The 22,047-nt window shown below is 63.2% G+C and carries 18 protein-coding genes and 1 pseudogene; 15 read left to right on the top strand and 4 right to left on the bottom strand.

The genetic code is table 11. The features are described 5' to 3' along the window. Positions 1-176: 176 nt before the first annotated feature. The 11 genes and pseudogenes from IHQ43_RS16280 to IHQ43_RS16230 all read left to right on the top strand — a co-directional run. Positions 177-1,211 carry an AraC family transcriptional regulator gene (locus IHQ43_RS16280; RefSeq protein ID WP_192561293.1) on the top strand — a complete coding sequence of 345 codons (1,035 nt, stop codon included), beginning with the start codon at positions 177-179 and terminating at the stop codon, positions 1,209-1,211. A gap of 56 nt (positions 1,212-1,267) precedes the next feature. After that, complete coding sequence (locus IHQ43_RS16275; protein ID WP_192561292.1) at positions 1,268-2,155, top strand: Dyp-type peroxidase; 888 nt, start codon at positions 1,268-1,270, stop codon at positions 2,153-2,155. Between the two features lie 9 nt (positions 2,156-2,164). Beyond that, positions 2,165-3,133 carry a Gfo/Idh/MocA family protein gene (locus IHQ43_RS16270; RefSeq protein WP_192561291.1) on the top strand — a complete coding sequence of 323 codons (969 nt, stop codon included), beginning with the start codon at positions 2,165-2,167 and terminating at the stop codon, positions 3,131-3,133. 233 nt (positions 3,134-3,366) lie between these two features. Further along, positions 3,367-4,113 carry a GntR family transcriptional regulator gene (locus IHQ43_RS16265; protein WP_085654180.1) on the top strand — a complete coding sequence of 249 codons (747 nt, stop codon included), beginning with the start codon at positions 3,367-3,369 and terminating at the stop codon, positions 4,111-4,113. 2 nt (positions 4,114-4,115) lie between these two features. Next, positions 4,116-5,846 (top strand): fumarate reductase/succinate dehydrogenase flavoprotein subunit, encoded by a 1,731-nt coding sequence (locus IHQ43_RS16260; RefSeq protein ID WP_192561290.1) that lies wholly within the window; start codon positions 4,116-4,118, stop codon positions 5,844-5,846. Positions 5,847-5,871: 25 nt separating this feature from the next. Next, entirely contained in the window at positions 5,872-6,117 is a 246-nt protein-coding gene (locus IHQ43_RS16255; RefSeq protein ID WP_007959413.1) for a 4Fe-4S dicluster domain-containing protein, read from the top strand. Positions 6,118-6,353: 236 nt separating this feature from the next. Next, on the top strand, positions 6,354-7,757 hold the full coding sequence (locus IHQ43_RS16250; protein ID WP_192561289.1) for an ABC transporter substrate-binding protein: 1,404 nt from the start codon (positions 6,354-6,356) through the stop codon (positions 7,755-7,757). Positions 7,758-7,892: 135 nt separating this feature from the next. Further along, on the top strand, positions 7,893-8,675 hold the full coding sequence (locus IHQ43_RS16245; protein ID WP_192561288.1) for an ABC transporter permease: 783 nt from the start codon (positions 7,893-7,895) through the stop codon (positions 8,673-8,675). Further along, entirely contained in the window at positions 8,675-9,523 is an 849-nt protein-coding gene (locus IHQ43_RS16240; RefSeq protein WP_192561287.1) for an ABC transporter ATP-binding protein, read from the top strand. Before IHQ43_RS16245 ends, IHQ43_RS16240 begins: the two co-directional genes overlap by 1 nt. Beyond that, complete coding sequence (locus IHQ43_RS16235) at positions 9,520-10,482, top strand: HEAT repeat domain-containing protein (protein ID WP_192561286.1); 963 nt, start codon at positions 9,520-9,522, stop codon at positions 10,480-10,482. The genes IHQ43_RS16240 and IHQ43_RS16235 overlap by 4 nt, the downstream gene beginning before the upstream one ends. Further along, a pseudogene (locus IHQ43_RS16230) lies at positions 10,479-10,748 on the top strand (DUF971 domain-containing protein); the annotation flags it as partial. The gene IHQ43_RS16235 and the pseudogene IHQ43_RS16230, both read left to right, overlap by 4 nt. Before the next feature lie 148 nt (positions 10,749-10,896). Here the strand turns inward: IHQ43_RS16230 and IHQ43_RS16225 are convergent. Next, positions 10,897-12,555, bottom strand: a complete 1,659-nt coding sequence (locus IHQ43_RS16225) for a phosphoethanolamine transferase (RefSeq protein WP_192561285.1) — start codon at positions 12,553-12,555, stop codon at positions 10,897-10,899. A gap of 210 nt (positions 12,556-12,765) precedes the next feature. On the opposite strand from IHQ43_RS16225, the gene lexA reads away from it, so the two are divergent. Genes lexA through IHQ43_RS16205 form a run of 4 tightly spaced genes read left to right on the top strand, consistent with a single transcriptional unit; the run spans position 12,766 to position 18,497 of the window. Next, on the top strand, positions 12,766-13,383 hold the full coding sequence (gene lexA / locus IHQ43_RS16220; protein ID WP_192561284.1) for a transcriptional repressor LexA: 618 nt from the start codon (positions 12,766-12,768) through the stop codon (positions 13,381-13,383). Further along, complete coding sequence (imuA, locus tag IHQ43_RS16215) at positions 13,383-14,000, top strand: translesion DNA synthesis-associated protein ImuA (RefSeq protein WP_192561283.1); 618 nt, start codon at positions 13,383-13,385, stop codon at positions 13,998-14,000. The genes lexA and imuA overlap by 1 nt, the downstream gene beginning before the upstream one ends. A gap of 7 nt (positions 14,001-14,007) precedes the next feature. Continuing rightward, positions 14,008-15,423 carry a Y-family DNA polymerase gene (locus IHQ43_RS16210; RefSeq protein WP_192561282.1) on the top strand — a complete coding sequence of 472 codons (1,416 nt, stop codon included), beginning with the start codon at positions 14,008-14,010 and terminating at the stop codon, positions 15,421-15,423. Continuing rightward, complete coding sequence (locus tag IHQ43_RS16205; RefSeq protein ID WP_192561281.1) at positions 15,420-18,497, top strand: error-prone DNA polymerase; 3,078 nt, start codon at positions 15,420-15,422, stop codon at positions 18,495-18,497. Before IHQ43_RS16210 ends, IHQ43_RS16205 begins: the two co-directional genes overlap by 4 nt. A 102-nt stretch (positions 18,498-18,599) precedes the next feature. On the opposite strand, the gene IHQ43_RS16200 is transcribed toward IHQ43_RS16205, so the two are convergent. From IHQ43_RS16200 to IHQ43_RS16190, 3 genes are read right to left on the bottom strand one after another with little or no spacing between them, the layout of a single operon-like run. Further along, the gene (locus IHQ43_RS16200) at positions 18,600-19,259 is read right to left on the bottom strand and encodes a flavin reductase family protein (RefSeq protein ID WP_192561280.1); all 660 of its coding nucleotides are present in this window, start codon (positions 19,257-19,259) and stop codon (positions 18,600-18,602) included. A gap of 11 nt (positions 19,260-19,270) precedes the next feature. Beyond that, the gene (locus tag IHQ43_RS16195; RefSeq protein WP_192561279.1) at positions 19,271-20,758 is read right to left on the bottom strand and encodes an amidohydrolase family protein; all 1,488 of its coding nucleotides are present in this window, start codon (positions 20,756-20,758) and stop codon (positions 19,271-19,273) included. Continuing rightward, positions 20,755-21,951, bottom strand: a complete 1,197-nt coding sequence (locus IHQ43_RS16190; protein WP_192561278.1) for an amidohydrolase family protein — start codon at positions 21,949-21,951, stop codon at positions 20,755-20,757. The genes IHQ43_RS16195 and IHQ43_RS16190 overlap by 4 nt, the downstream gene beginning before the upstream one ends. Positions 21,952-22,047: the final 96 nt, after the last annotated feature.

Here is a 22,047-nt window from a genome sequence, read left to right as displayed (position 1 = left end):
CCGGCACGCAGGGCGTCCGGCCACTATAGAAATAAGCCCTTGGCGCACGTCAGGGCAGGGTATTGGCGGACACGGAAGGGGACTTCTGCGGACAGCCCGCCAACCCTGTGCTAACTTCCTTCGACATAACCGGTTACAAAAATAACAATTCAGCGTGATCCGGAATGTCAGCCCCCATGAACGTAAAAGTCCAAGACCCGACCTTCGAACTGGCTTTGGTGTCGCCATTTCTCCTGCAAACCCTGGCCGAAGTCGCTGCCAACAAGGGCATCGAGCCGCGGAGCCTGTGCCGTGGCCTGGGCTTTGATTTCGAAGACTTGCAGGATCCTTCGCAGCGGATTTCCTATCGCCAGGCCGTTGCCATGATCCAGCGTGCGCTCAAAGTCATGCCCAATCAGGGGCTGGGCCTGTGGGTCGGCGCGCAGAACGTGCTCGGGACGCTAGGGCTGCTCGGGCATGTGCTGTCGCTGTGCAAGACCCTGCGCGACGCGTTCGAAATCGGGGTCCGGCATCAGCACACATCCGGCGGGATCGTCGTTTCCAGTGTCGATGTGGTGGGCGACCAGGTGTACGTCGACGTTGAATGCCGGCTGCCATTTGCCGATGTGCAGGTGTTTGCGGTGGAAGAGTTTTTCGCCAGCCTGCTGGTCTACGGCCGGGCGCTGGTGGGCGAGACGTTCAAGCCGATTGCCGTGGAGTTCATGCACGCCGCGCCGGATTACGTCGATGAATACCGGCGGCTGTTGGGGCCGGATGTGCGTTTCGGGTGTCTGCACAATCGCATGCTGATCGACGTGCAATGGCTGGATGTGAACCTGCCTAACCACCATTCGCTGGCGCTGCGTCAGGCGGTCAAGTTGCTGGAGCTGGAAGCGGCGCAGGTGCATCAGAAACTCGATCTGATCCAGGCCGTGGAGCGGGCGATTGCCCGGGACTTGAGCCGGGGTAGCCACATCGAAAAGATCGCCGGCGACTTGAACATGAGCAGCCGTACCTTGCGTCGGCGGCTGACTGAGCACTCGCTGACATTCGAGGCGTTGCTGGAGCAAGTGCGCCAGGCGCGAACCATGAGTCTGCTGGCCAATCCTGATATGCCGATCGAGCGGATTACAGAGGAAGTCGGCTACAGCGACGTGCGCAGTTTTCGGCGGGCGTTCAAGCGCTGGACGGGCAAGAGCCCGAGTGCATGGCGCAATGAGTGCGTGATCTGATCCCACACAAACCCTCCGCCTACAGTTAAACTCCGCGCTCTTTCCAAGGAGTCGACATGAGTTACTACCAGCCGGGCATTCTCGCCACCCCAGTTCCACCGCAAGCACGTCACCTGTTTTTCGCCCTCGAGTCGGTTGAAGCGCTGCCGCAGGCGATCGACAACTTGCTGAACCTGGTGGACGGCAAGTCGGCGGTGGTCGGTTTCGGTGAATCCCTGGCCAAGGCCCTGAATGTGAACATCGACGGCCTGCGCAGCTTCCCGGCGCTGACTGGCGTTGGCGTTGAAAACCCGTCGACCCAGCACGCGCTGTGGGTCTGGCTGCACGGCGTCGACCGTGGCGAGTTGCTCAATCGCAGCAGTGCACTTGAGGCCGCACTGGCCCCGGCGCTGCGTCTGGTACAGATGCAGGAAGCCTTCCGCCACAAGGACGGCCATGACCTCACCGGTTATGAAGACGGCACCGAAAACCCCCATGACGAAGCCGCCATCGCCGCCGCACTGCAAAGTGAAGGCGCGGACGGTCTGGTCGGCGGCAGCTTCGCCGCCATCCAGCAATGGCAGCATGACCTCAAGGGTTTCCATGCGCTGTCCGCCGAGGACAAGGACAACATCATGGGCCGTCGCCTGAGCGACAACGAAGAGATCGACGACGCTCCGGTGTCCGCTCACGTCAAGCGTACTGCCCAGGAAAGCTTCGCCCCGGAAGCGTTCGTCGTGCGCCGTTCGATGCCGTGGATCGAAGGCGACCGCGCCGGCCTGATGTTCCTCGCGTTCGGCTTCTCCCTCGATGCCTTCGAAGCGCAACTGCGCCGCATGAGCGGCCTGGAAGACGGCATCACCGACGGTCTGTACCGTATCAGCCGGCCGATCACCGGCGGCTACTACTGGTGCCCGCCGCTGCAGAACGGCCACCTCGATCTGCGCGCACTGCGCATCGGCTGAGGCACAAGAATGAACGTGGTGCGTTGGGGCATGATCGGTTGTGGCAGCGTCGCTGAACGCAAGAGCGGGCCGGCCTTCTACAAGGCGCCCGGTTCGGCGTTGGTGGCGGTGATGGGGCGACGTCTCGAAGCCGTGACCGATTACGCCTCGCGCCACGGCATCGCCCGGACGTACACCGACGTCGATGCCCTGATCAACGATCCCGAGGTGGACGCGGTGTACATCGCCACGCCCCCCGACAGTCACTACACCTACAGCCTGAAAGTCGCCGCCGCCGGCAAGCATTGCTGCGTGGAAAAACCCATGGCCCTCAACGCCGGGCAAAGCCGCGAAATGCAGCAGGCGTTTGTCGGCGCCGGTCTGCACCTGTTCGTGTCCTATTACCGCCGCTCGCTGCCGCGTTTCCAGCAGGTGCGGCAATGGCTGGAGCAGGGGCGCATCGGCGAGGTGCGGCACCTGAGCTGGACGCTGACCAAGGCGCCGTCACCCAAGGATCTGGACGGCAGCGACAACTGGCGCACCGATCCGACGGTGGCGGGTGGCGGGTATTTCGCGGATCTGGCCAGCCATGGTTTCGACCTGTTCCAGTATCTGTTGGGTGACATCGTCGAAGTCGCCGGCTTCACCGCGCGTCAGGCCGGGTTGTACGCGGCGGAAGATGCGGTCAGCGCCAGTTGGCGATTCGCCTCGGGCGCGTTGGGCATGGGCTGCTGGAGCTTTGTCGCGGACCGGCGCGAGGATCGGGTCGAGATCATCGGCAGCCAAGGGCGGATTGGTTTCTCGGTGTTCGACGAGCATCCGGTCGAGCTGCACGCTGATGAACACATCAGCCTGGAAATCCCCCACCACGAGCACATCCAGTGGCACCACGTGTTGGGCATGAACGCGCAGATTCGCGGTGAGTCCCGTCACCCCGCAATCGCCGCCGAAGCCCTGAAGACCGATTGGGTCATGGATCAGATCCTCAAGCGCCACTGATCCTCCTGACTTACACCATCCCCCGGTGGGAGCTGGCTTGCCAGCGATAGCGGTGGTTCAGATAGCCAATCAGTTCGCTGACGGGACGCCATCGCTGGCAAGCCAGCTCCCACCAGCTCCCACAGGTAACAACGTGTGCCCTGCATCTAAGGTTATGCTCATTCGGTATTTCTCAAGCTTGTCATAACGTCTCTAAGATCACGTCATAACTCGTTATAACAAGTGATCCCGTGATGACCGATAACGTTCTCTCCCTTGGCAGCGTTCCGCTGCACACCCAACTGCGCGATGTGCTGCGCGCCCGGATTCTCGACGGCGAATACCCGCAAGACAGCCAGATGCCGTCCGAAAGCGAGCTCGGCACGCTGTTCAAGGTCAGCCGCATCACCGTGCGCCAGGCTCTGGGCGATCTGCAGAAAGAAGGGCTGATCTTCAAGATCCACGGCAAAGGCACCTTCGTCGCCAAACCCAAGACCTTTCAAAACGTCAGCACCCTGCAAGGCCTCGCCGAGTCCATGACCGGCCGTGGCTACGAGGTGATCAACCGCCTGCGCAGTTTCAAATTCATCGCCGCCGACAAACTGGTCGCCGAGCGATTGCAGGTCGCCGAAGGCGAAACCGTCGCCCAGATCAAACGCGTACGCTTGATCAACCGCGAGCCGATTTCACTGGAAATCACCTACCTGCCCAAAGCCGTCGGCGAGCGCCTGGAGAAGGCCGATCTGGTGACCCGCGACATCTTCCTGATCCTCGAAAACGACTGCGGCATCGCCCTCGGCCACGCCGATCTGGCCATCGACGCGGTGCTGGCCGACAGCGACCTGACCCAGGCGCTGAACGTCGAAGCCGGCTCGCCGATCATGCGCATTGAACGTCTGACCCACGACGCCAACGGCCAGCCGCTGGACTTCGAACACCTTTACTACCGTGGCGATGCGTTCCAGTACCGCCTGCGGATCGACCGGCAAAAAGGGGCGTGACCATGACCCGCAACACCCTCGAACAGGAATACGACATCGTCGTGATCGGCGGTGGCACCGCTGGCCCGATGGCCGCGATCAAGGCCAAGGAAAAGAACAAGGATCTGCGGGTGCTGCTGGTCGACAAGGCCAACGTCAAGCGCAGCGGCGCGATCAGCATGGGCATGGACGGCCTGAACAACGCGATCATTCCCGGCCACTCGACGCCGGAGCAGTACACCAAGGAAATCACCATCGCCAACGACGGTATCGTCAATCAGGCGGCGGTGTACGCCTATGCCACCCACAGCTTTGAAACCATCGAACAGCTCGACCGCTGGGGCGTGAAGTTCGAGAAGGACGAAACCGGCGATTACGCGGTGAAGAAAGTCCACCACATGGGCGCCTACGTGCTGCCGATGCCGGAAGGGCACGACATCAAGAAAGTCCTGTATCGCCAGTTGAAACGCGCGCGGGTCAGCATCACCAACCGCCTGGTCTGCACCCGGTTGCTGACCGACGAGGAGGGCGCCGTCAATGGTGTGATGGGCTTTGATTGCCGCACCGCCGATTTCCACGTGATCAAGGCCAAAGCCGTAATCCTCGCCTGCGGCGCTGCCGGGCGACTGGGTTTGCCGTCTTCGGGCTACCTGATGGGCACCTACGAAAACCCGACCAACGCTGGCGACGGTTACGCGATGGCGTATCACGCCGGGGCCGAACTGGCGAACCTCGAGTGCTTCCAGATCAACCCGCTGATCAAGGACTACAACGGCCCGGCCTGCGCTTACGTCACCGGCCCGCTCGGCGGCTACACCGCCAACAACAAGGGCGAACGCTTCATCGAGTGCGACTACTGGAGCGGGCAGATGATGTGGGAGTTCCACCAGGAACTGGAAAGCGGCAACGGCCCGGTGTTCCTCAAGCTCGATCACCTGGCCGAGGAAACAATCCAGAACATCGAGGAAATCCTGCACAGCAACGAGCGCCCGAGTCGTGGTCAGTTCCACGCCAATCGCGGCACCGATTACCGCACGCAAATGGTAGAGATGCACATCTCGGAAATCGGCTTTTGCAGCGGTCACTCAGCGTCCGGGGTGTGGGTCAACGAGCGCGCCGAAACCTCGGTGAAGGGTTTGTACTCGGCCGGTGATATGGCCGCCGTGCCGCACAACTACATGCTTGGCGCGTTCACCTATGGCTGGTTCGCCGGCCACAACGCGGCGGAGTTTGTCGCCGGGCGCGAGTTTTCCGCTTTGAATGCCGAACAGATCGAGAAGGAAAAGACCCGGGTCTACGCACCGCTGGACCGCGAACACGGTCTGCCGCCGGCCCAGGTCGAGTACAAGCTGCGGCGCTTCGTCAACGACTACCTGCAACCGCCGAAAGTGACCAAGAAGATGGAAATCGGCCTGCAACGCTTCAGCGACATCGAACGCGATCTGAACGAGATGAAGGCCAACAACGCCCATGAACTGATGCGTGCCATGGAAGCCAGCGTGATTCGCGACTGCGCCGAAATGGCTGCCCGGGCCTCGCTGTTCCGCGCCGAAAGCCGCTGGGGCCTGTACCACTACCGCGTCGATCACCCGCAACGGGACGACCGCGAATGGTTCTGCCACTGCCACCTGAAGAAGGGCGAGGACGGGCGCATGACCAGTTTCAAGAAAGCCGTCGAGCCTTACATCATCCCGCTCGATGCCGAGGAAATGCAGGCTTACGACCGCTTGCGGGTCGGCGCCTGCGCCGCTTGATGCATCACTAGAGAGAGTCCGAACCATGGCCTATCAAGCCCAGGAAATCTTCTTCCGCTCCAACGCCCCCGTCACCGTGGACGAGGACAAATGCATCGCCGAAAAGGGCTGCACCGTGTGCGTCGACGTCTGCCCGATGGACCTGCTGGCGATCAACCCGGCCACGCAAAAGGCCTACATGGCGTTCGACGAATGCTGGTACTGCATGCCTTGCGAAAAGGACTGCCCGACCGGTGCTGTAAAAGTCGAAATCCCTTATTTATTGCGTTGACTACTAGGACGCCATCGCTGGCAAGCCAGCTCCCACAGTGGATCGAAGCCAGCCCAAAAATATGAGTACACCGAGAAACCTGTGGGAGCTGGCTTGCCAGCGATGAGGCCGCCCCAGACAACACAAAAGCCATCCGTAAACCCCGGACGCTGAATTGAAAAACACCCCTCGTTTCCCACCGCGCCCTGATCGCGGCGGAGACGAACATCCTATAAATGATTCGAGGGGATTCAACCATGTTGCGTGCAGCAATCGCCGGTCTGGTACTGGCTTCGTTCACCCTGTCGGCCTCGGCCGAAACCATCCGCATTGCCATCGGCACCCAGGACACCACCATCAACTGCGCTGCCGGCGGTCTGTTGATTCGCGAGCTGGGCCTGCTCGACAAATACCTGCCTCACGACGGCGCCTACAAGGACGCCAAATATGACGTGCAGTGGAAGAACTTCACCAGCGGCGCACCGCTGACCAACGAGATGGTCGCCGGCAAACTCGACTTCGGCGCCATGGCCGATTTCCCCGGTGCGTTCAATGGCGTGGCGTTTGAAACCGCCGGCAAGCACAGCCTGTTCATCAGCGTGCTATCGGGCAGCATCAAGGGCAGCGGCAACGGCATCGTGGTGCCGAGCGCGTCCGGCGTGCAGTCGCTGAGCGAACTCAAGGGCAAGACCATTTCCGTGCCCTTTGCCTCTACCGCCCACGGCATGTTGCTGCGCGCCGTGGCGGAGCAGGGCTGGGACCCGCTCAAGGATGTGAACATCATCGCCCAGCCGCCGGAGGTCGCGGGTTCTGCCTTGCAAGCCGGCAAGATCGACGCCCACGCCGACTTCGTACCGTTCGCCGAACTGTTCCCGAGCCGTGGCTTCGCCCGCAAGATCTACGACGGTGCCCAGGCCAATGCGCCGACCTTCCACGGTGCGCTGGTGGATCAGGCCTATGCGAAAAAGTACCCGGAAATTGTCGTCGCCTACCTGCGCGCCAGCATCGAGGCCAATCAACTGCTGGCCGCCGAACCGGAGAAATACAGCGAACTGATCGCCAAGGTCACCGGCGTCGATGCCGAGGTCAATTACCTGTTCCACGGCCCGCTCGGCGTGCAGACCCGCGACCTGAGCTGGAAGCCTGAATATCGCCAGGCCGTGGGCACGGCCATCGATACACTGAAGCTGCTGAAGAAGGCGGATCGTGGGCTCGACCTGAACACCTTTATCGACGATCAGTACATTCGTGCGGCGTTCAAGGCTTCGAATCTGGATTACACCGCGCAACTGGCCAACTACGCGCAGACGCCGTTGAAGTCGGTCGATGCGGCGACCGGGAAAGCGATTTCCGACTTCAGCCATGTCGCGGAAATCTGGGTGCGGGGTGAAGACAAGGTTCGGCGGTACGCCTCGGCTGAAGAGGCGTTCACCGCACTGGCCGGCCTGAAGTCGGAAGGCAAGAACATCCGGGCGGTGTATGCCCAGGCGAGTGACAGCGGGATCAAGTTGCTGGCGGAGCAGGCGTGGTTTGCCAGTGATGCGAAGGGGCGCCTCAGCGCGTTCCTGCTAAAAGGCCAGGCCCAGCAATTCGCCACGGCTCAGGGCGGCAAAGTCCTCGACTTCACCGATGCCACGACCCAGGCCGTGGCCAGTCGTTAACCCGATAACAACTCGGTCAACTGTGGGAGCGAGCTTGCTCGCGAAGGCGTCCGGTCAGACGGTGCAACTTTGCCTGACCTATCCGAATCGCGAGCAAGCTCGCTCCCACATAGAGTCGGGGTGAGAGGAATTGTTGTGTTCAGACCTTATCGACGCTGGCTCCCCAGAGCCGTCTCCCTATTACTCTGCCTGCTCTTCTGGCAACTAGCCGCCAGCCACCACTGGAACCTCGGCCTCGTCACTTTCGCCAACGTCCCGACCCCACTGGCCGTTATCGAAGCCGCACTCGGCCTCGGCGACTCCGGCAAGCTCATCCAGCACCTGAGCGCCAGCCTCGGCCGGGTCTTCGCCGGTTACCTCGCGGCACTAGTGATCGGCATCGCCCTGGGCCTGGCCATCGGTCGCTCGAAATGGGCCGAAGACCTGCTGCTGCCACCGCTGGAAGTGCTGCGCCCGATCCCCGCTGTGGCGTGGATTCCATTGGCGATCCTGATGTTCCCGTCGTCGGAGCTGTCGATGGTGTTCATCACCTTCACCGGCGCGTTGTTCCCGATCCTGCTCAACACCGTGCACGGCGTCGAAGGTGTCGACCCGCGCCTGATCGCGTCGGCCAAAAGCCTCGGGGCCGGGCGCGGGGCGATCCTGCTGGAAGTGATCCTGCCGGGCGCTGCGCCGAGCATCATCACCGGCCTCGCCATCGGCATGGGCACGTCGTGGTTCTGTCTGGTGACCGCCGAAATGATCTCCGGCCAGTTCGGCATCGGTTACTACACCTGGGAGTCCTACACCATCCAGAACTACGCCGACATCGTGGTCGGCATGTTGCTGATCGGCGTGTTGGGCATGGGCAGCAGCCTGCTGATCAAACGCCTGGGCGGGCTGTTCACGCCTTGGCACCGGCCACGAGGAAAAGCCTGATGAGCGTCATGCAAACCCCGGAAGGGCGGATCGATATCCGTCAGTTGTCCATCGTGCTCGGCGAAGGCCGGCAAGCCTTTGAAGCGGTGCAGGGCCTGGATTGCCAGATCGAGCCGGGCCAGTTCGTGTGCATTCTCGGCCCGTCCGGTTGCGGCAAGTCGACTTTGCTCGGCGCGCTGGCCGGGCATCTGCAACCCCATGGCGGGCAGTTGAAAGTCGACGGCACCGAAGTGTCTGGCCCGTCGCCACAGCGCGGCATGGTGTTCCAGCATCACACCTTGTTCCCGTGGCGCACGGTGCGCGACAACGTCGCCTTCGGCCTGAAGATGCGTGGCATCGGTAAAACCGAGCGCCATCGCGCTGCGGACGAAATTCTCAAACTGGTCGGCCTCGAAGGCTTCGCTGAACGCTGGCCCGATCAACTCTCCGGCGGCATGCAGCAACGGGTGGAAATCGCCCGGGTGCTGGTCAATCGCCCACGGCTGTTGCTGATGGACGAACCCTTCGGCGCACTGGACGCGCTGACCCGCCTGAACATGCAGGAACTGCTGCTGGACATCTGGACGCGGATTCGTACCACCGTGGTGTTCGTCACTCATGACATCGACGAAGCACTGTTCCTCGCCGATCGCTTGCTGGTGATGAGCGCACGGCCGGGGCGGATCATCGAAGACCTGCGCCTCGACTTTCCGCGCCCACGCACCACCGAACTGGTCACCAGCCACGCGTTCTCGTGCCTCAAGCGCCACTGCCTCGACCTGCTGCGCCACGACAACGACCGACCGCTGCCGCGCCTCAATCCGCTCGGCCTGCCTCCTGAAAACACCTTGCCGAGATTTGCCCTGTGACCTCATTTTTTGCTGTGACCGATAACGACGACATTCTCGCCCTGCAACCACGCCTGACCGCCGATGACGCCGGTGTACGGCGGATTGCCCTGATCGATCTGGCCGACCTCGAAGAGCCGGACGGTCTGCTCTGGCTGGTCGAGCGCCTGGCTGAAGACCCCGCCGAAGAAGTGCGTGCCGAAGCGGCGCGCCTGTTGGAAGCCTGGGAAGACGAGCCGGTGGTTGAAGCGCTGTGCCAGGCGCTGACGGATCCGTCGCCGGCGGTGCAAGCCGCAGCGGCGCAGAGCCTGAGCCTGCTCAAGACCGAAGCGGCGGGCAGGGTGATCATGCCGTGGACCAGCCATGCCGAAACCGGCGTGCGGATTGCCGCGTTCCGGGCCTTGCGTGAATTGCGTTTCCCCGGCGCTGCGCTGGCCGCGATTCAGGCGCTGAACGATGCCGATGCCAGCGTGCGCCGCGAAGCTGTGGGCGTGCTTGGCTGGCTCAAGCAACTCGACGCGTTGCCAGCCCTGGCCCGCCTGGCGAGTGATGACCCGGACACCGAAGTTCGCCGCGCCGCTACCGGCGCCCTGGGTTTGGCAAGTGACGCTGAAGTGCTGCCCGCCTTGCGTCAGGCTTTGCAGGACCAGGCCTGGCAAGTGCGCGAAGAAGCCGCAACCACCCTTGGCAAGGTCGGCCACACCGACGCGGGCCCGGCCCTGATCGAAGCCTTGGCCGACGATTACTGGCAGGTTCGCCTGCGCGCCACGCGCAGCCTCGGCCGTTTGCGTTACGTGCCGGCCCTCGACGCCCTGATCGATACCCTCGGCCATCGCATCAGCAACCTGCGCAAGGAAGCCGCGCTGGCCCTCGGCGAATTGAATGATCGTGGGGCGGTGGCGGCATTGCAGGCCGCGCAGGACGACGGCGACCCGGAAGTGCGCAAGGCCGTGCGGATTGCCTTGAGTCAGCTGCAATGAATCCGCTGTCGGTCGGCAATTCCCAAAGTGAACACCGGTTACGGCTGAGCTGGCCGGATGGCCGCGAACAGCTGCTCGACCATGCCGAACTGCGCCGCCAGTGCCCGTGCTCGCAATGCCGCGCGTTTCGCCTGCGGGGCACGCCACCGTTGGTTGACCCGCGAGTGCGGGTCATCGAATTGAACGCTCAGGGTTACGGCCTGCAACTGGTGTTCAGCGACGGTCATCAACGCGGGATTTACCCGTGGGCCTATCTGGCACAACTCAACCCCTTAGAGCATCGTTTACTCTGTGGGAGCTGGCTTGCCAGCGATGAGGCCGGCAAATCTGGCATCTATGTTGATTGAGCGGCCGCCATTGCTGGCAAGTCGAGTCGTCGCACCGCAGCTCCCACAGGGATCTTCGATGTCTGAATTATTGCGCGGCAGTCATCGGCGGCCGGCAGCCATGGAAAATATCCAGCCCCGGCTGATACAGCGACGTCCTGACCTCGAACAACCCGAGCACCGAATGGAACAGGTTGTCGTGGCTCAGATCCGGCTGGCTGCTTTTGCCTTGCAGGCAGCCACGGTCGATGCCGAGTTGCGCCAACGTGTTGTTGCCGAACCACATCACCATCGGCACATGGGTCTGGGCTTCCGGCGCCAGTGCATAGGGCGCGGCGTGCAGATAGAGGCCGTTCTCGCCCAGTGATTCGCCATGGTCGGACACGTACAGCATCGACGTATCGAGGTGGTCCTGATTGCGCTTGAGCAGCTCGATCACCTTGGCCAGGAAATGGTCGGTGTAGAGGATCGTGTTGTCGTAGACGTTGACCAGTTCGTCACGGCTGCAACTGCCCAGCTGGTTGGTGTGGCAGATCGGTTTGAAGCGCTCCATGTCCTTGGGGTAGCGTTCGTAGTATTCCGGGCCGTGGCTGCCATCGGCGTGCAGGACGATGATCGCGTTGCCCTTGAGGCTGTCGATGTAGCCTTGCAGGTCGGCCAGCAGCGCTTCGTCGAGGCAGTTGTTGCCGTCGCAGAACGGCCCCGGCTGGTCCTTCGCGATGTCGCGGTTCGGCACGCGCAGGCAGGTGCCTTTGCAGTCGCTGTTGTTGTCCAGCCACAGCACTTGCACGCCGGCCCGTTGCAGGATGTCCAGCAGGCCTTCGTAGGTTTTGCCTTTCTTGTCGCTGTAGTCCTCGCGCGGGAACATCGAGAACATGCACGGCACCGACACCGCCGTCGAAGTACCGCAGGAATGCACCTGGGTGAAGTTGAGGATGTCGAGTTTGCTCAGCTCGGGATTGGTCTCGCGCTCATAACCGTTGAGCGAGAAATGGTCGGCCCGGGCGGTTTCGCCGACCACGAACACCATCAGCGATTTCTTTTCGCGGCTGGCAGCCTTGGCGGTCATGACGGCATCTTCGCCGATGGTCTGCACCACGAAATGCTTTTTGATTCCCAGCCGCTGCTTGGTGTATTTGCTGATCGCGTAGATGTAGTTGGTCGGGTTGATGAAGTGGGTGAGCTTGTCTTCCTCGCGAAAGATCGGCGCGTAGGTCGAATAGAACGCGCCCACCGAAGCGCCGATCACCAGCACACAGGCCACGATCACCAGCACCTTGTTCAGCAAGCCCCGAAAGAACGGCCGATAAACCACCGGCCAGCGCCAGATCAGCACGGCCGGCAACACACCGAGCAACAGCACATAAGCCAGCAATTTGCCGCTGAACAGCGCGGTGGCTTCTCCCGGATTGGTTTCGAACACGTTCTGGATCATTACCGTGTCGATGGTGATCCCGTACTCGTTCATGAAATACGCCGCGCAGGCCGAGAGCAGGGCCACCAGCGTCAGCGCCGGTTTCAGCGTCCAGCGAAACGAGATCAACGTCAGCAGCAGGGTGATCGCCGCCCACAGAAACAGCCCGAAAGAGGCGAAAAACGCCACTTTGTGCGCGCCTTGCAGGGTGATCAGTGTCCCCAGCGCTTTCCAGGTCGCCAGGTTGTACAGCGCCACAAGTGCCAGGGAAAACAGCAGCACCAGGCGGGTTGGAGTGATGACTGGCAAGCGCAGTCCTTTGCCCAAAGCCATTTGAATCGTTCCTCTACAGATAGAAAACACATACGGATGTGCTCCTAACTATAGAAGAGGATTGGTAAAAATTTTGTAAACATCTTGTCACAAGTTTTTCAGCGATGGCTGGCGCAGACCAGGCTTTCAGTATCGATGCTGAACACTGCGCGATGAAGTCGGACCCAACTGACTGGCGGTGCTTGTCAGGAAAATCCCACAAGAGTACAAATGTACTCCATGACGACTCTGACTCCCCGCCGTACCGCCATCCTGACCTTCATCCGCGAACGCATCGCCGAACATGGTCAGCCCCCAAGCCTCGCTGAAATCAGCGAGGCTTTTGGTTTTGCCTCCCGCAGCGTGGCGCGCAAGCATGTGCTGGCGCTGACCGAAGCCGGGTTTATCGAGGTCAATCCGCATCAGGCCCGGGGCATTCGTTTGCTCGGGCAACCGGCGCGGCCGGAACTGCTCGAAGTCCCGGTGCTTGGCCGGGTGGCCGCCGGTGCGCCCATCGGCGCCGATGCCGACATCCACAATCGGCTGATGCTCGACCCCGCGCTGTTCTCCCGTACGCCCGACTACATGTTGCGGGTGCAGGGCGATTCGATGATCGAAGACGGGATTCTCGACGGCGATCTGGTCGGCGTACGCCGCAACCCCGAGGCGCTCAACGGCCAGATCGTGGTGGCGCGGCTCGACGGTGAGGTCACCATCAAACGCTTCGAGCGGGTCGGCGAAGAGGTTCGCCTGTTGCCGCGCAACCCGGCGTACCAGCCGATTGTCGTGCGGGCCGATCAGGACCTGGCCATCGAAGGGGTGTTCTGCGGTCTGGTGAGGCAAGGCTGATGGGTGCCGTCGTCGCGCTGGATACGCTGTTCAATGGCGGCCAGGTCTGGAAGGGCCGGCCTGCGCCACCGGCCGCCAGCCCGCAACCCACCGGGCACGCGGCGCTGGATGCCGCTTTGCCCAGTGGCGGCTGGCCGGAAGCGGCGTTGAGCGAAATCCTGCTGGCCGGGCCCGGTGTCGGCGAACTGCAACTGGTATGGCCGACGTTGGCGCGGCTGTCGGCGGCGGGCGAGCGCATCGTGCTGGTGGCGCCGCCGTTCGTGCCGTACCCGCAGGCCTGGGCCAATGCCGGGGTCGATCTGCGCCAGTTGTCGGTGATCCAGGCCAGCGAGCGCGAGGCCTTGTGGGCGGCGGAACAATGCCTGCGCTCGGGCAGTTGCGGCGCGGTGCTGTGCTGGCCGCACAAGGCCGATGACCGTGCCTTGCGCCGTTTGCAGGTGGCGGCGGAAACCGGCCAGACTCTGGCGTTCGCGTGGCGACCCTTGAGCGAAGCGGTCAACCCGTCGCCGGCCGCACTGCGGATTGCCATCGATGCACGACCCGCGCAATTGCGCGTGCTCAAGTGCCGGGGCGGACTGGCGCGCAGCGCACCGATTGACTTCGCTGTGGGGCATTGAGGTCGCCATGCGCTGGGTTTGCATTCTGTTCCCGCAATTGGCCCTCGACGCCGTGCTGCGTCAGCGCCCCGATCCCGCGCAACCGCTGGCGCTGCTCAGCGGCCCGGCCCAGCGCCGGGTGCTGCAAGCGGTCAACCCGGCGGCGCGGGCATTGGGTTTGCGGCCGGGGCAGTCGATGACCGCCGCGCAGGCCATGAGCAAAGGGTTTGCCACCGTCGATTACGATTCGGCCGAGGTCGAGCACTGGCAGCAGTTTCTCGCGGCCTGGGCCTATCGCTTCAGCGCCCAGGTCAGCGTGCATTACCCGCGCACTTTAGTGTTCGAGATCGAATCGAGCCTCGGGCTGTTTGGTTCCTGGGCGCAGTTCGAGGCGCGGTTGCGCACGGAGCTGACCGAGCTGGGCTTTCGTCACCGCATCGTCGCCGCACCCAACCCGGTGGCGGCGCGGGTGTTGGCCAACGCCTATGACGGTTTGGTGGTCCCCGACGGTGAGGCCCTGCGCCATCACCTCGGGCAATTACCGGTCGACCGCATCGGCCTTGAACCAAGCGTGGCCACAGCGCTGTCGCGCATGGGGCTGCGCAACCTCCATCAGGTGCAGAGCCTGCCGCGTCAGGCTCTGGCCCGGCGTTTCGAAGCGCCGATGCTCAAGCATCTGGACACGCTGTTCGGCGCCCGGCCGCTGGCGCTGGCGTTCTACCTGCCGCCGGATCGTTTCGACGTGCGGATCGAACTCAATTTCGACGTGCAGTCCCATCAGGCGCTGCTGTTCCCCTTGCGCCGCCTGACGTCCGATCTGGCGGCGTTTTTGTGCGGGCGCGACAGCGGCGTGCAGCGCTTCGATCTGCATCTGGAACATGCGGGGCTGCCGGACACGCTGATCAAGGTCGGCCTGCTCAGTGCCGAGCGCGATCCGGCGATGCTCTTTGAACTGGCCCGTGGCCGGCTGGAGCAGGTGCAGGTCGAAGCCCCTGTGCGCGGTTTTCGTCTGCGCGCCGAGGACTTGCCGAGTTTCGTGCCGCAGTTTCAGGAACTGTTCGACGACCGCCCGCAGCAGACCTTGCCCTGGGAGCAATTGCGCGAACGCCTGCGCGCACGGCTGGGCGATGATGCGGTGCAGGGCCTGCGCTTTCAGGCCGATCATCGCCCGGAGTGCGCATGGCAGAACGCCGACGACAAACAGCGCTGCCCTGCGTTGCCGGGCGTGCAGCGTCCGGGCTGGTTGTTGGGCGAGCCGCAGTCCGTGCCCGAGGGTTCGGCGCGCATCCTCATGGGGCCGGAACGCATCGAGTCCGGCTGGTGGGACGGCGACGATGTGCGCCGCGACTATTACCTGATCCAGAACCGCGCCGGCCAGCAAGGCTGGGCGTACCGGGCAGTGGGTGAGGGCGGTCCGTTGTGGCTGCAAGGCTGGTTTGCATGAGCGAGGGTTATGCCGAGCTGCACTGCCTGTCGAACTTCAGTTTCCAGCGCGGTGCGTCAAGTGCGCTGGAGCTGTTCCAGCGCGCGAAAAAGCACGGCTATCAGGCGCTGGCGATCACCGATGAATGCACCTTGGCCGGGATCGTCCGTGCCTGGCAGGCAGCGAGGTCCGTGGAGCTGCCGCTGATCATCGGCAGCGAGATCCGCATCGAGAACGGCCCGAAACTGGTGTTGCTGGTCGAGAACATCGAGGGTTATCAGGCGTTGTGCGGCTTGATCACCCAGGCTCGACGGCGCACGCAGAAAGGTCAGTATCAAATACTGCGCGAAGATTTCAGCGAGCCGCTGCCGGGGTTGCTGGTGCTGTGGGTGCCGGAGGCGGTCGATGACGTGGAAGGGGGCCGCTGGCTGAAACAGACCTTCGGCGAACGGCTGTGGCTGGCGGTGCAGCTGCATCGCGGGCAGAACGATCAGCAGCGGCTGGCCGCACTGCTGCGTCTGGCGGATGAGCTGCAGATTCCTGCGGTGGCCAGCGGTGATGTGCACATGCACGCCCGTGGCCGGCGGGCCTTGCAGGACACCATGACCGCGATCCGTCATCACGTCCCGGTGGCCGAAGCCGGGTTGCGCTTGCACCCCAACGGCGAGCGGCATTTGCGCAGCCTCGATGTGTTGCGCGAGTTGTATCCGCAGACCTTGCTGGACGAGTCCGTGACGTTGGCCCGCCGCTGCACCTTCGATCTGGGCGAGTTGCGTTATCAATACCCCAAAGAGCTGGTGCCCGAGGAACACAGCGCCAGTTCCTGGCTGCGCCACCTGACCGAACACGGCATCGCCTGGCGCTGGCCGAAAGGCGCACAACCCAAGGTGCTCAAGCAGATCGACGATGAGCTGGAGCTGATCGCCGAACTCGGCTACGAAAGCTACTTCCTCACCGTGCACGACGTAGTGCGCTTCGCCCGTGAGCAGAAAATTCTCTGCCAGGGCCGTGGCTCGGCAGCCAATTCGGCGGTGTGTTTTGCCCTGGGCATCACCGAAATCGACCCGGACCGCACCACGCTGCTGTTCGAGCGTTTCATGTCGAGGGAGCGCAACGAGCCGCCGGACATCGACGTGGATTTCGAACACGAACGCCGGGAAGAAGTCCTGCAATACGTGTTTCGTCGTTATGGCCGCCGTCGTGCGGCGCTGACGGCGGTGGTCAGCACCTACCACGCGGCCGGCGCTATCCGCGATGTGGCCAAGGCGCTGGGCTTGCCGCCAGACCAGATCAATGCGCTGGCCGACTGCTGCGGTCACTGGAGCGATGACACGCCGCCCGTGGAGCGCCTGCGTGAAGACGGTTTCGACCCGGACAGCCCGCTGCTGCACCGGGTGCTGAGCCTGACCGGGCAACTGATCGGCTTCCCCCGGCACCTGTCGCAGCACCCCGGCGGTTTCGTGATATCCGAGCAACCGCTGGACACGCTGGTGCCGGTGGAGAACGCCGCCATGGCCGACCGCACGATCATCCAGTGGGACAAGGACGACCTCGACGCCGTTGGATTGCTCAAGGTGGATATTCTCGCTCTCGGCATGCTCAGCGCGATCCGCCGCTGTTTCGACCTGCTGCGCCGTCATCGCCATCAGGACCTGAGTCTGGCCACGATCCCGCCTGAAGATCGCCCGACCTACGACATGATCAGCCGCGCCGACACCATCGGCGTATTCCAGATCGAGTCCCGGGCGCAGATGTCGATGCTGCCGCGCCTGCGCCCGCAAACCTTCTACGATCTGGTGATCGAAGTGGCCATCGTCCGGCCGGGGCCGATCCAGGGCGGGATGGTCCATCCGTACCTGCGCCGCCGGAACAAGGAAGAAGAGGAAACCTATCCGTCCCCGGAGCTGGAAGTGGTGCTCAAGCGCACCCTCGGCGTGCCGCTGTTTCAGGAGCAGGTGATGCAGATCGCCATTGTCGCCGCCGATTACAGCCCCGGCGAGGCCGATCAGTTGCGTCGCTCCATGGCCGCGTGGAAACGCCACGGCGGACTGGAGCCACACAAGGAGCGGCTGGCCGCCGGCATGAAGAAAAACGGCTACAGCCCGGAGTTCGCCGCGCAGATTTTCGAACAGATCAAGGGCTTCGGCAGTTACGGTTTCCCCGAGTCCCACGCCGCCAGTTTTGCCTTGCTGACCTATGCCAGTTGCTGGCTCAAGTGCCACGAACCGGCAGCGTTCGCCTGTGCGCTGATCAACAGCTGGCCGATGGGTTTCTACAGCCCGGATCAGATTCTTCAGGATGCACGCCGGCACCATTTGCAGATCCGCCCGGTGGACGTGCGCGCCAGTGACTGGGATTGCAGCCTGGAGCCAATCACCGGCGAGCAACCGGCAATCCGCATGGGCCTGCGGATGATCAAGGGCTTTCGCGAGGAAGATGCCCGGTGCATTGAAAGCGCTAGGGCGAGGGGGGCGTTTGCCGATGTCGCCGATCTGGGCGAACGCGCCGGGCTCGACAGTCGCGCCCAGGCATTGCTGGCGGATTCGGGGGCGCTGCGCGGCCTGGCCGGTCATCGCCATCGGGCGCGCTGGGAAGTGGCCGGGGTGCAGAAACAGCTCGGGTTGTTTGCCGGATTGCCGAGTCAGGAAGAGCCCGATGTGCTGCTGCCGACGCCGAGCGTCAGTGAAGACCTGTTCACCGACTACGCCACCCTCGGCACCACGCTGGGGCCGCATCCGCTGACGTTGTTGCGCGACGAGTTGCGGGCGCGGCGCTGTCGCAGTTCCCGGGAGTTGCTGGACGTCGAGCATGGCCGGCCGGTCAGCGTGGCGGGGCTGGTGACCGGGCGCCAGCGGCCGGGCACCGCCAGTGGCGTGACCTTCGTGACCCTGGAGGACGAGTTCGGCAACGTCAACGTGGTGGTCTGGCGCGATCTGGCCGAGCGTCAGCGTCAGGTGCTGGTGGGTTCGCAACTGCTCAAGGTCGATGGCCGCTGGGAGCGTGAAGGCGAAGTGCGGCATCTGATCGCCGGACGTCTGAGCGATCTGACTCCGCTGCTCAACGGTATCCGCGTACAGAGCCGCGACTTCCACTGACAACCCGAACTGATCGTTCCCGGGCTCTGCGTGGGAATGCCGCCATGGACGCAGAGCGTCACGGTATGCATTCCCACGCGGAGCGTGGGAACGATCAAACCTTCAGCGCTGTGGCCACAACCGCTCGCCACCCCCCGGTGCTTCCGTCCACGCCTGCAACGAGCGGGTCGGCAGATCGAAGTAATCCCGGGTCCGCGCATAACCATGGCCGCCCATGCGCCCGATCGCATCCAGCCCCAATTGATCGATGTACAGGGTTTTCGGGTCGATCAACTCGTCGCGCACATGCGCCATCAACACCTCGCCAAAAATGATCTCCCGGGACTGGCCGATGTTCAGCGCCATCATCCGCCGACACTCCAGTGCCACCGGTGCTTCGCCGATTCGCGGGCATTTGACCGAGGTGCCGGGGATGGCTGTCAGGCCGGCAGCGGTCAGTTCGTCAAAGCCCGGTGCAAACGGCACGGCGCAAACGTTCATGGCTTCCACCAAGGCGTCGCTGACGATGTTGACGGTGAATTCCTGATTCATCTGGATATTGCGCGTGGTGTCCTTCGGGCTCTGGTCGCCGTAGTTCTCCACGCCGAGCGCGAGAATGGGCGGGTCCGCCGACAGCGCATTGAAGAAGCTGAACGGCGCGGCGTTGACCCGGCCCTCAGCGTCGATGGTGGTGACCAGTGCAATCGGGCGTGGCACCACGCTGCCGATCAGAATCTTGTACTTTTCCCGTGGGCTCAGTTGGCTGAAATCGAAGCTGTGCATGGCAGAAATCTCTAGGAAAGTGGATCGATGGCGCTTAGTGGCGCCTCGGCGCTGTAGTCGTCGGCAAAGGGAATGGCTGGCTGGAACAGGGTCTTCCAGTCAGGCCGACCAAAGGCCCGGTCGCTATGGCTGCGCATCAGTTTTTCGTATTGGCGTTGGGCCTGACGTTGCAGGGAGGGGTAGTCGACGCCGTTGACCTGACCGTCGTGCATCACGCAACGACCGTCGATGTAACTGGCGATGCAGTCGTCGCCGCGTCCGGCCAGCAGCAGGTTTTTCAGTGGATCGAACAGCGGGCCCAGGTGCAGGCCGCGCAGGTTGAACACGGTGATATCGGCCTTGGCGCCGGGGGCCAGGCGACCGAGGTCGTCACGGCCCAACGCCTTGGCACCGCCGAGGGTGGCGGCGTTGTACAGATCGAGGCTGCTGGTCAGCGTGGGCCCGCCCTCCATCAAGCGGGCGATGTTCAGACCGTGGCGCATGTTTTCCAGAAGATCTGCCGGCCAGGTGTCGGTGCCAAGGGCGAAGTTGATGCCTTTGGCGCGATAACGGCCAAACGAATTCAGTGCCTCGCCGTCACGGGCGAACACCAGCGGGCAGTGCACCAGACTCGCGCCGCCGTCGATGACCCGTTGCAGATCGTCATCGCCAGAGGTGTAGATACCGTGGGGCAACAGGCTGCGTGGGGTGAGCAGGCCGAGTTGCTGCAACCAGCCCAGCGGCGAGGTGCCGCGCAACTGTTCGACCATCGCCACTTCACCCAACGCCTGACAGCAGTGCAGACGCATCGGCGCATTCAGCTCGCGGCTCAATGCTGAGGTGCGTTGCAGCAGCTTCGGGGTGCAGGTCTGGATGCGATCCGGCAGCAACGCACCGCGAATCAACCCGGCGTGCGCACCATCGAAATCCTTGAAAAACCGTTCGGCCGCGTCCAGCCCGGCCAGACCATGAGCCTCATCCCAGTGATGGCCGAGGTTGCCGTCGGCGCGCCAGTAACTCATGCCGCTCATGTAGCAGGGGCCGAGATAGGTGCGCAGACCCAGTTCACCCGCCACGTCGGCGACCGCCGAGAACTCGTCGTAGGTTTCCGCCCATTCGCGGTAATACATCGAGGTGATCGGCATCGCTGTGGTGATGCCGTTGCGGATCAACTGGGTGAAGGCGTAGCGGTATTTGAAGACTTCTTCTTCAGGGCTGAACGACTCACGCGGGCCGGCCTCCAGATACTCCGCCGACCACATGCGGCCCATGGCGCGTTCATCGCCGTTGTCCAGAGTCAGTACGGTGGAATCGAGATCGCCGAGGGCATCCAGGTCGATGAAACCGGGGCCGATCAGCGCATTGCCGTAATCGATCCACTGATCCACCGGCCCTTGATAACCGCGCCCGACAAACTCGATCCGCGAGCCGGCAAACACCACTTCACCGTCACGCCACAGCACATGCTGCGTGCCGTCGAAACCGACCACGCAACCGGCCTTCAGGCCGATCCGTCTCACAGACGGCTGCCCAGCAAACGACCGCCGCTGGCGATCAGTTCGCCGCCGCGATAGACCTGACGCACCGGCCGCGCGACCACCGCTTCACCGAGGGTTTCGACCGGCATCAGCAGAAAGTCCGCAGGCTTGCCGATGGCGAAGCCGTAATCCTCGATCCCCAATGCGCGCGCTCCGTTGACTGTTGCCGCTTCGAACGCCGCGGCCAGTTCATCGTCCTTGCCCAGGTCGAAACGGAACGCCAGCAGCATCGCCCGTTCCAGCATGTCGCCGTTGCCCATCGGCGACCACGCGTCACGGATGCCGTCGGAACCGAGGCACACGTTGACGCCGGTCTCACGCAGCGCCAGAAACGGCGGAACGGCGCAGTCGGCCGGCGCCGAGCTCATCAGCGAAATACCCAGCGTGGCGAGGCGTTCGGCGACCGGTTTGACCTGACTCCAAGGCAACATGCCGAGGCAATAGGCGTGGCTGATCATTACCCGGTTTTGCAGGCTGAAACGCTCGGTGTAGTCGGCGATCCGGGCGATCTGCCACAGGCCCAGTTCTCCTTTGTCGTGCAGGTGAATGTCGACGCCACGCTGGCATTCGCTGGCCAGTTTGAACACGAAATCCAGCTGCGCGATCGGGTCGTTGTCGATGCCGCATGGGTCGAGTCCGCCGACGTTTTCCACGCCCAGGGCCATGGCTTCACGCATCAGCTCGGCAGTGCCGGGGCGGCTGATCAGGCCGGTTTGCGGGAACACCACCAATTGCAGGTCGATCAGGTCGTTGTAGGTTTCGCGCAGTTGTTGCATGGCCTCGACGTGACGCAGGCCGAATTCCGGGTCGATGTCGACGTGGCAACGCATCGTCAGCGAACCCCGGGCGATGCAGTTTTCCAGCAGGGCGCCGGCGCGTTCGGCGATGGGCGCCTTGACCTCACGCAGGACGCGGCGCTCGTTGCTGATGTAATCCTTGAGTGTCGGGCCGGCGCTGTTCGGGCGCCAGGGCTGGCCGTACAGGGTCTTGTCGAGGTGGACGTGACTTTCCACCAGCGGGGCGGTGAGCAACTGGTTCTGGCCGTCGATGTCGGTGGCGGCCAGTGGGGTGCTGGAGGCCGGGCGGCGTTGGGTGAACTTGCCGTTTTCGATCAGCAGGTCTTCGGCGGGGGCGCCGTAGGGGCGGATGTTTCTGAGCCAGCGGGGGTGGGACATTTCATACCTCTGTTTCTATGTTGTCTGAGCGGGCCTCATCGCTGGCAAGCCAGCTCCCACAGGGATGCGGGTAGTACACAAAATCCAGAAACACTC

Source organism: Pseudomonas gozinkensis (genome assembly GCF_014863585.1).
GTDB lineage: Bacteria > Pseudomonadota > Gammaproteobacteria > Pseudomonadales > Pseudomonadaceae > Aquipseudomonas > Aquipseudomonas gozinkensis.
Note: the sequence above shows the minus strand (reverse complement) of the source record. Positions and strands in the feature narration are given on the sequence as shown.

Coding starts and splice junctions, on each gene's coding strand:
- IHQ43_RS16200 (WP_192561280.1), bottom strand. CDS start 19,259: ATGCACAGCTTCGATTTCAGCCAACTGAGCCCACGGGAAAAGTACAAG.
- IHQ43_RS16270 (WP_192561291.1), top strand. CDS start 2,165: ATGAACGTGGTGCGTTGGGGCATGATCGGTTGTGGCAGCGTCGCTGAA.
- IHQ43_RS16265 (WP_085654180.1), top strand. CDS start 3,367: ATGACCGATAACGTTCTCTCCCTTGGCAGCGTTCCGCTGCACACCCAA.
- IHQ43_RS16255 (WP_007959413.1), top strand. CDS start 5,872: ATGGCCTATCAAGCCCAGGAAATCTTCTTCCGCTCCAACGCCCCCGTC.
- IHQ43_RS16250 (WP_192561289.1), top strand. CDS start 6,354: ATGTTGCGTGCAGCAATCGCCGGTCTGGTACTGGCTTCGTTCACCCTG.
- IHQ43_RS16275 (WP_192561292.1), top strand. CDS start 1,268: ATGAGTTACTACCAGCCGGGCATTCTCGCCACCCCAGTTCCACCGCAA.
- IHQ43_RS16240 (WP_192561287.1), top strand. CDS start 8,675: ATGAGCGTCATGCAAACCCCGGAAGGGCGGATCGATATCCGTCAGTTG.
- IHQ43_RS16210 (WP_192561282.1), top strand. CDS start 14,008: ATGCGCTGGGTTTGCATTCTGTTCCCGCAATTGGCCCTCGACGCCGTG.
- IHQ43_RS16190 (WP_192561278.1), bottom strand. CDS start 21,951: ATGTCCCACCCCCGCTGGCTCAGAAACATCCGCCCCTACGGCGCCCCC.
- lexA (WP_192561284.1), top strand. CDS start 12,766: ATGTACTCCATGACGACTCTGACTCCCCGCCGTACCGCCATCCTGACC.
- IHQ43_RS16205 (WP_192561281.1), top strand. CDS start 15,420: ATGAGCGAGGGTTATGCCGAGCTGCACTGCCTGTCGAACTTCAGTTTC.
- imuA (WP_192561283.1), top strand. CDS start 13,383: ATGGGTGCCGTCGTCGCGCTGGATACGCTGTTCAATGGCGGCCAGGTC.
- IHQ43_RS16225 (WP_192561285.1), bottom strand. CDS start 12,555: ATGGCTTTGGGCAAAGGACTGCGCTTGCCAGTCATCACTCCAACCCGC.
- IHQ43_RS16260 (WP_192561290.1), top strand. CDS start 4,116: ATGACCCGCAACACCCTCGAACAGGAATACGACATCGTCGTGATCGGC.
- IHQ43_RS16280 (WP_192561293.1), top strand. CDS start 177: ATGAACGTAAAAGTCCAAGACCCGACCTTCGAACTGGCTTTGGTGTCG.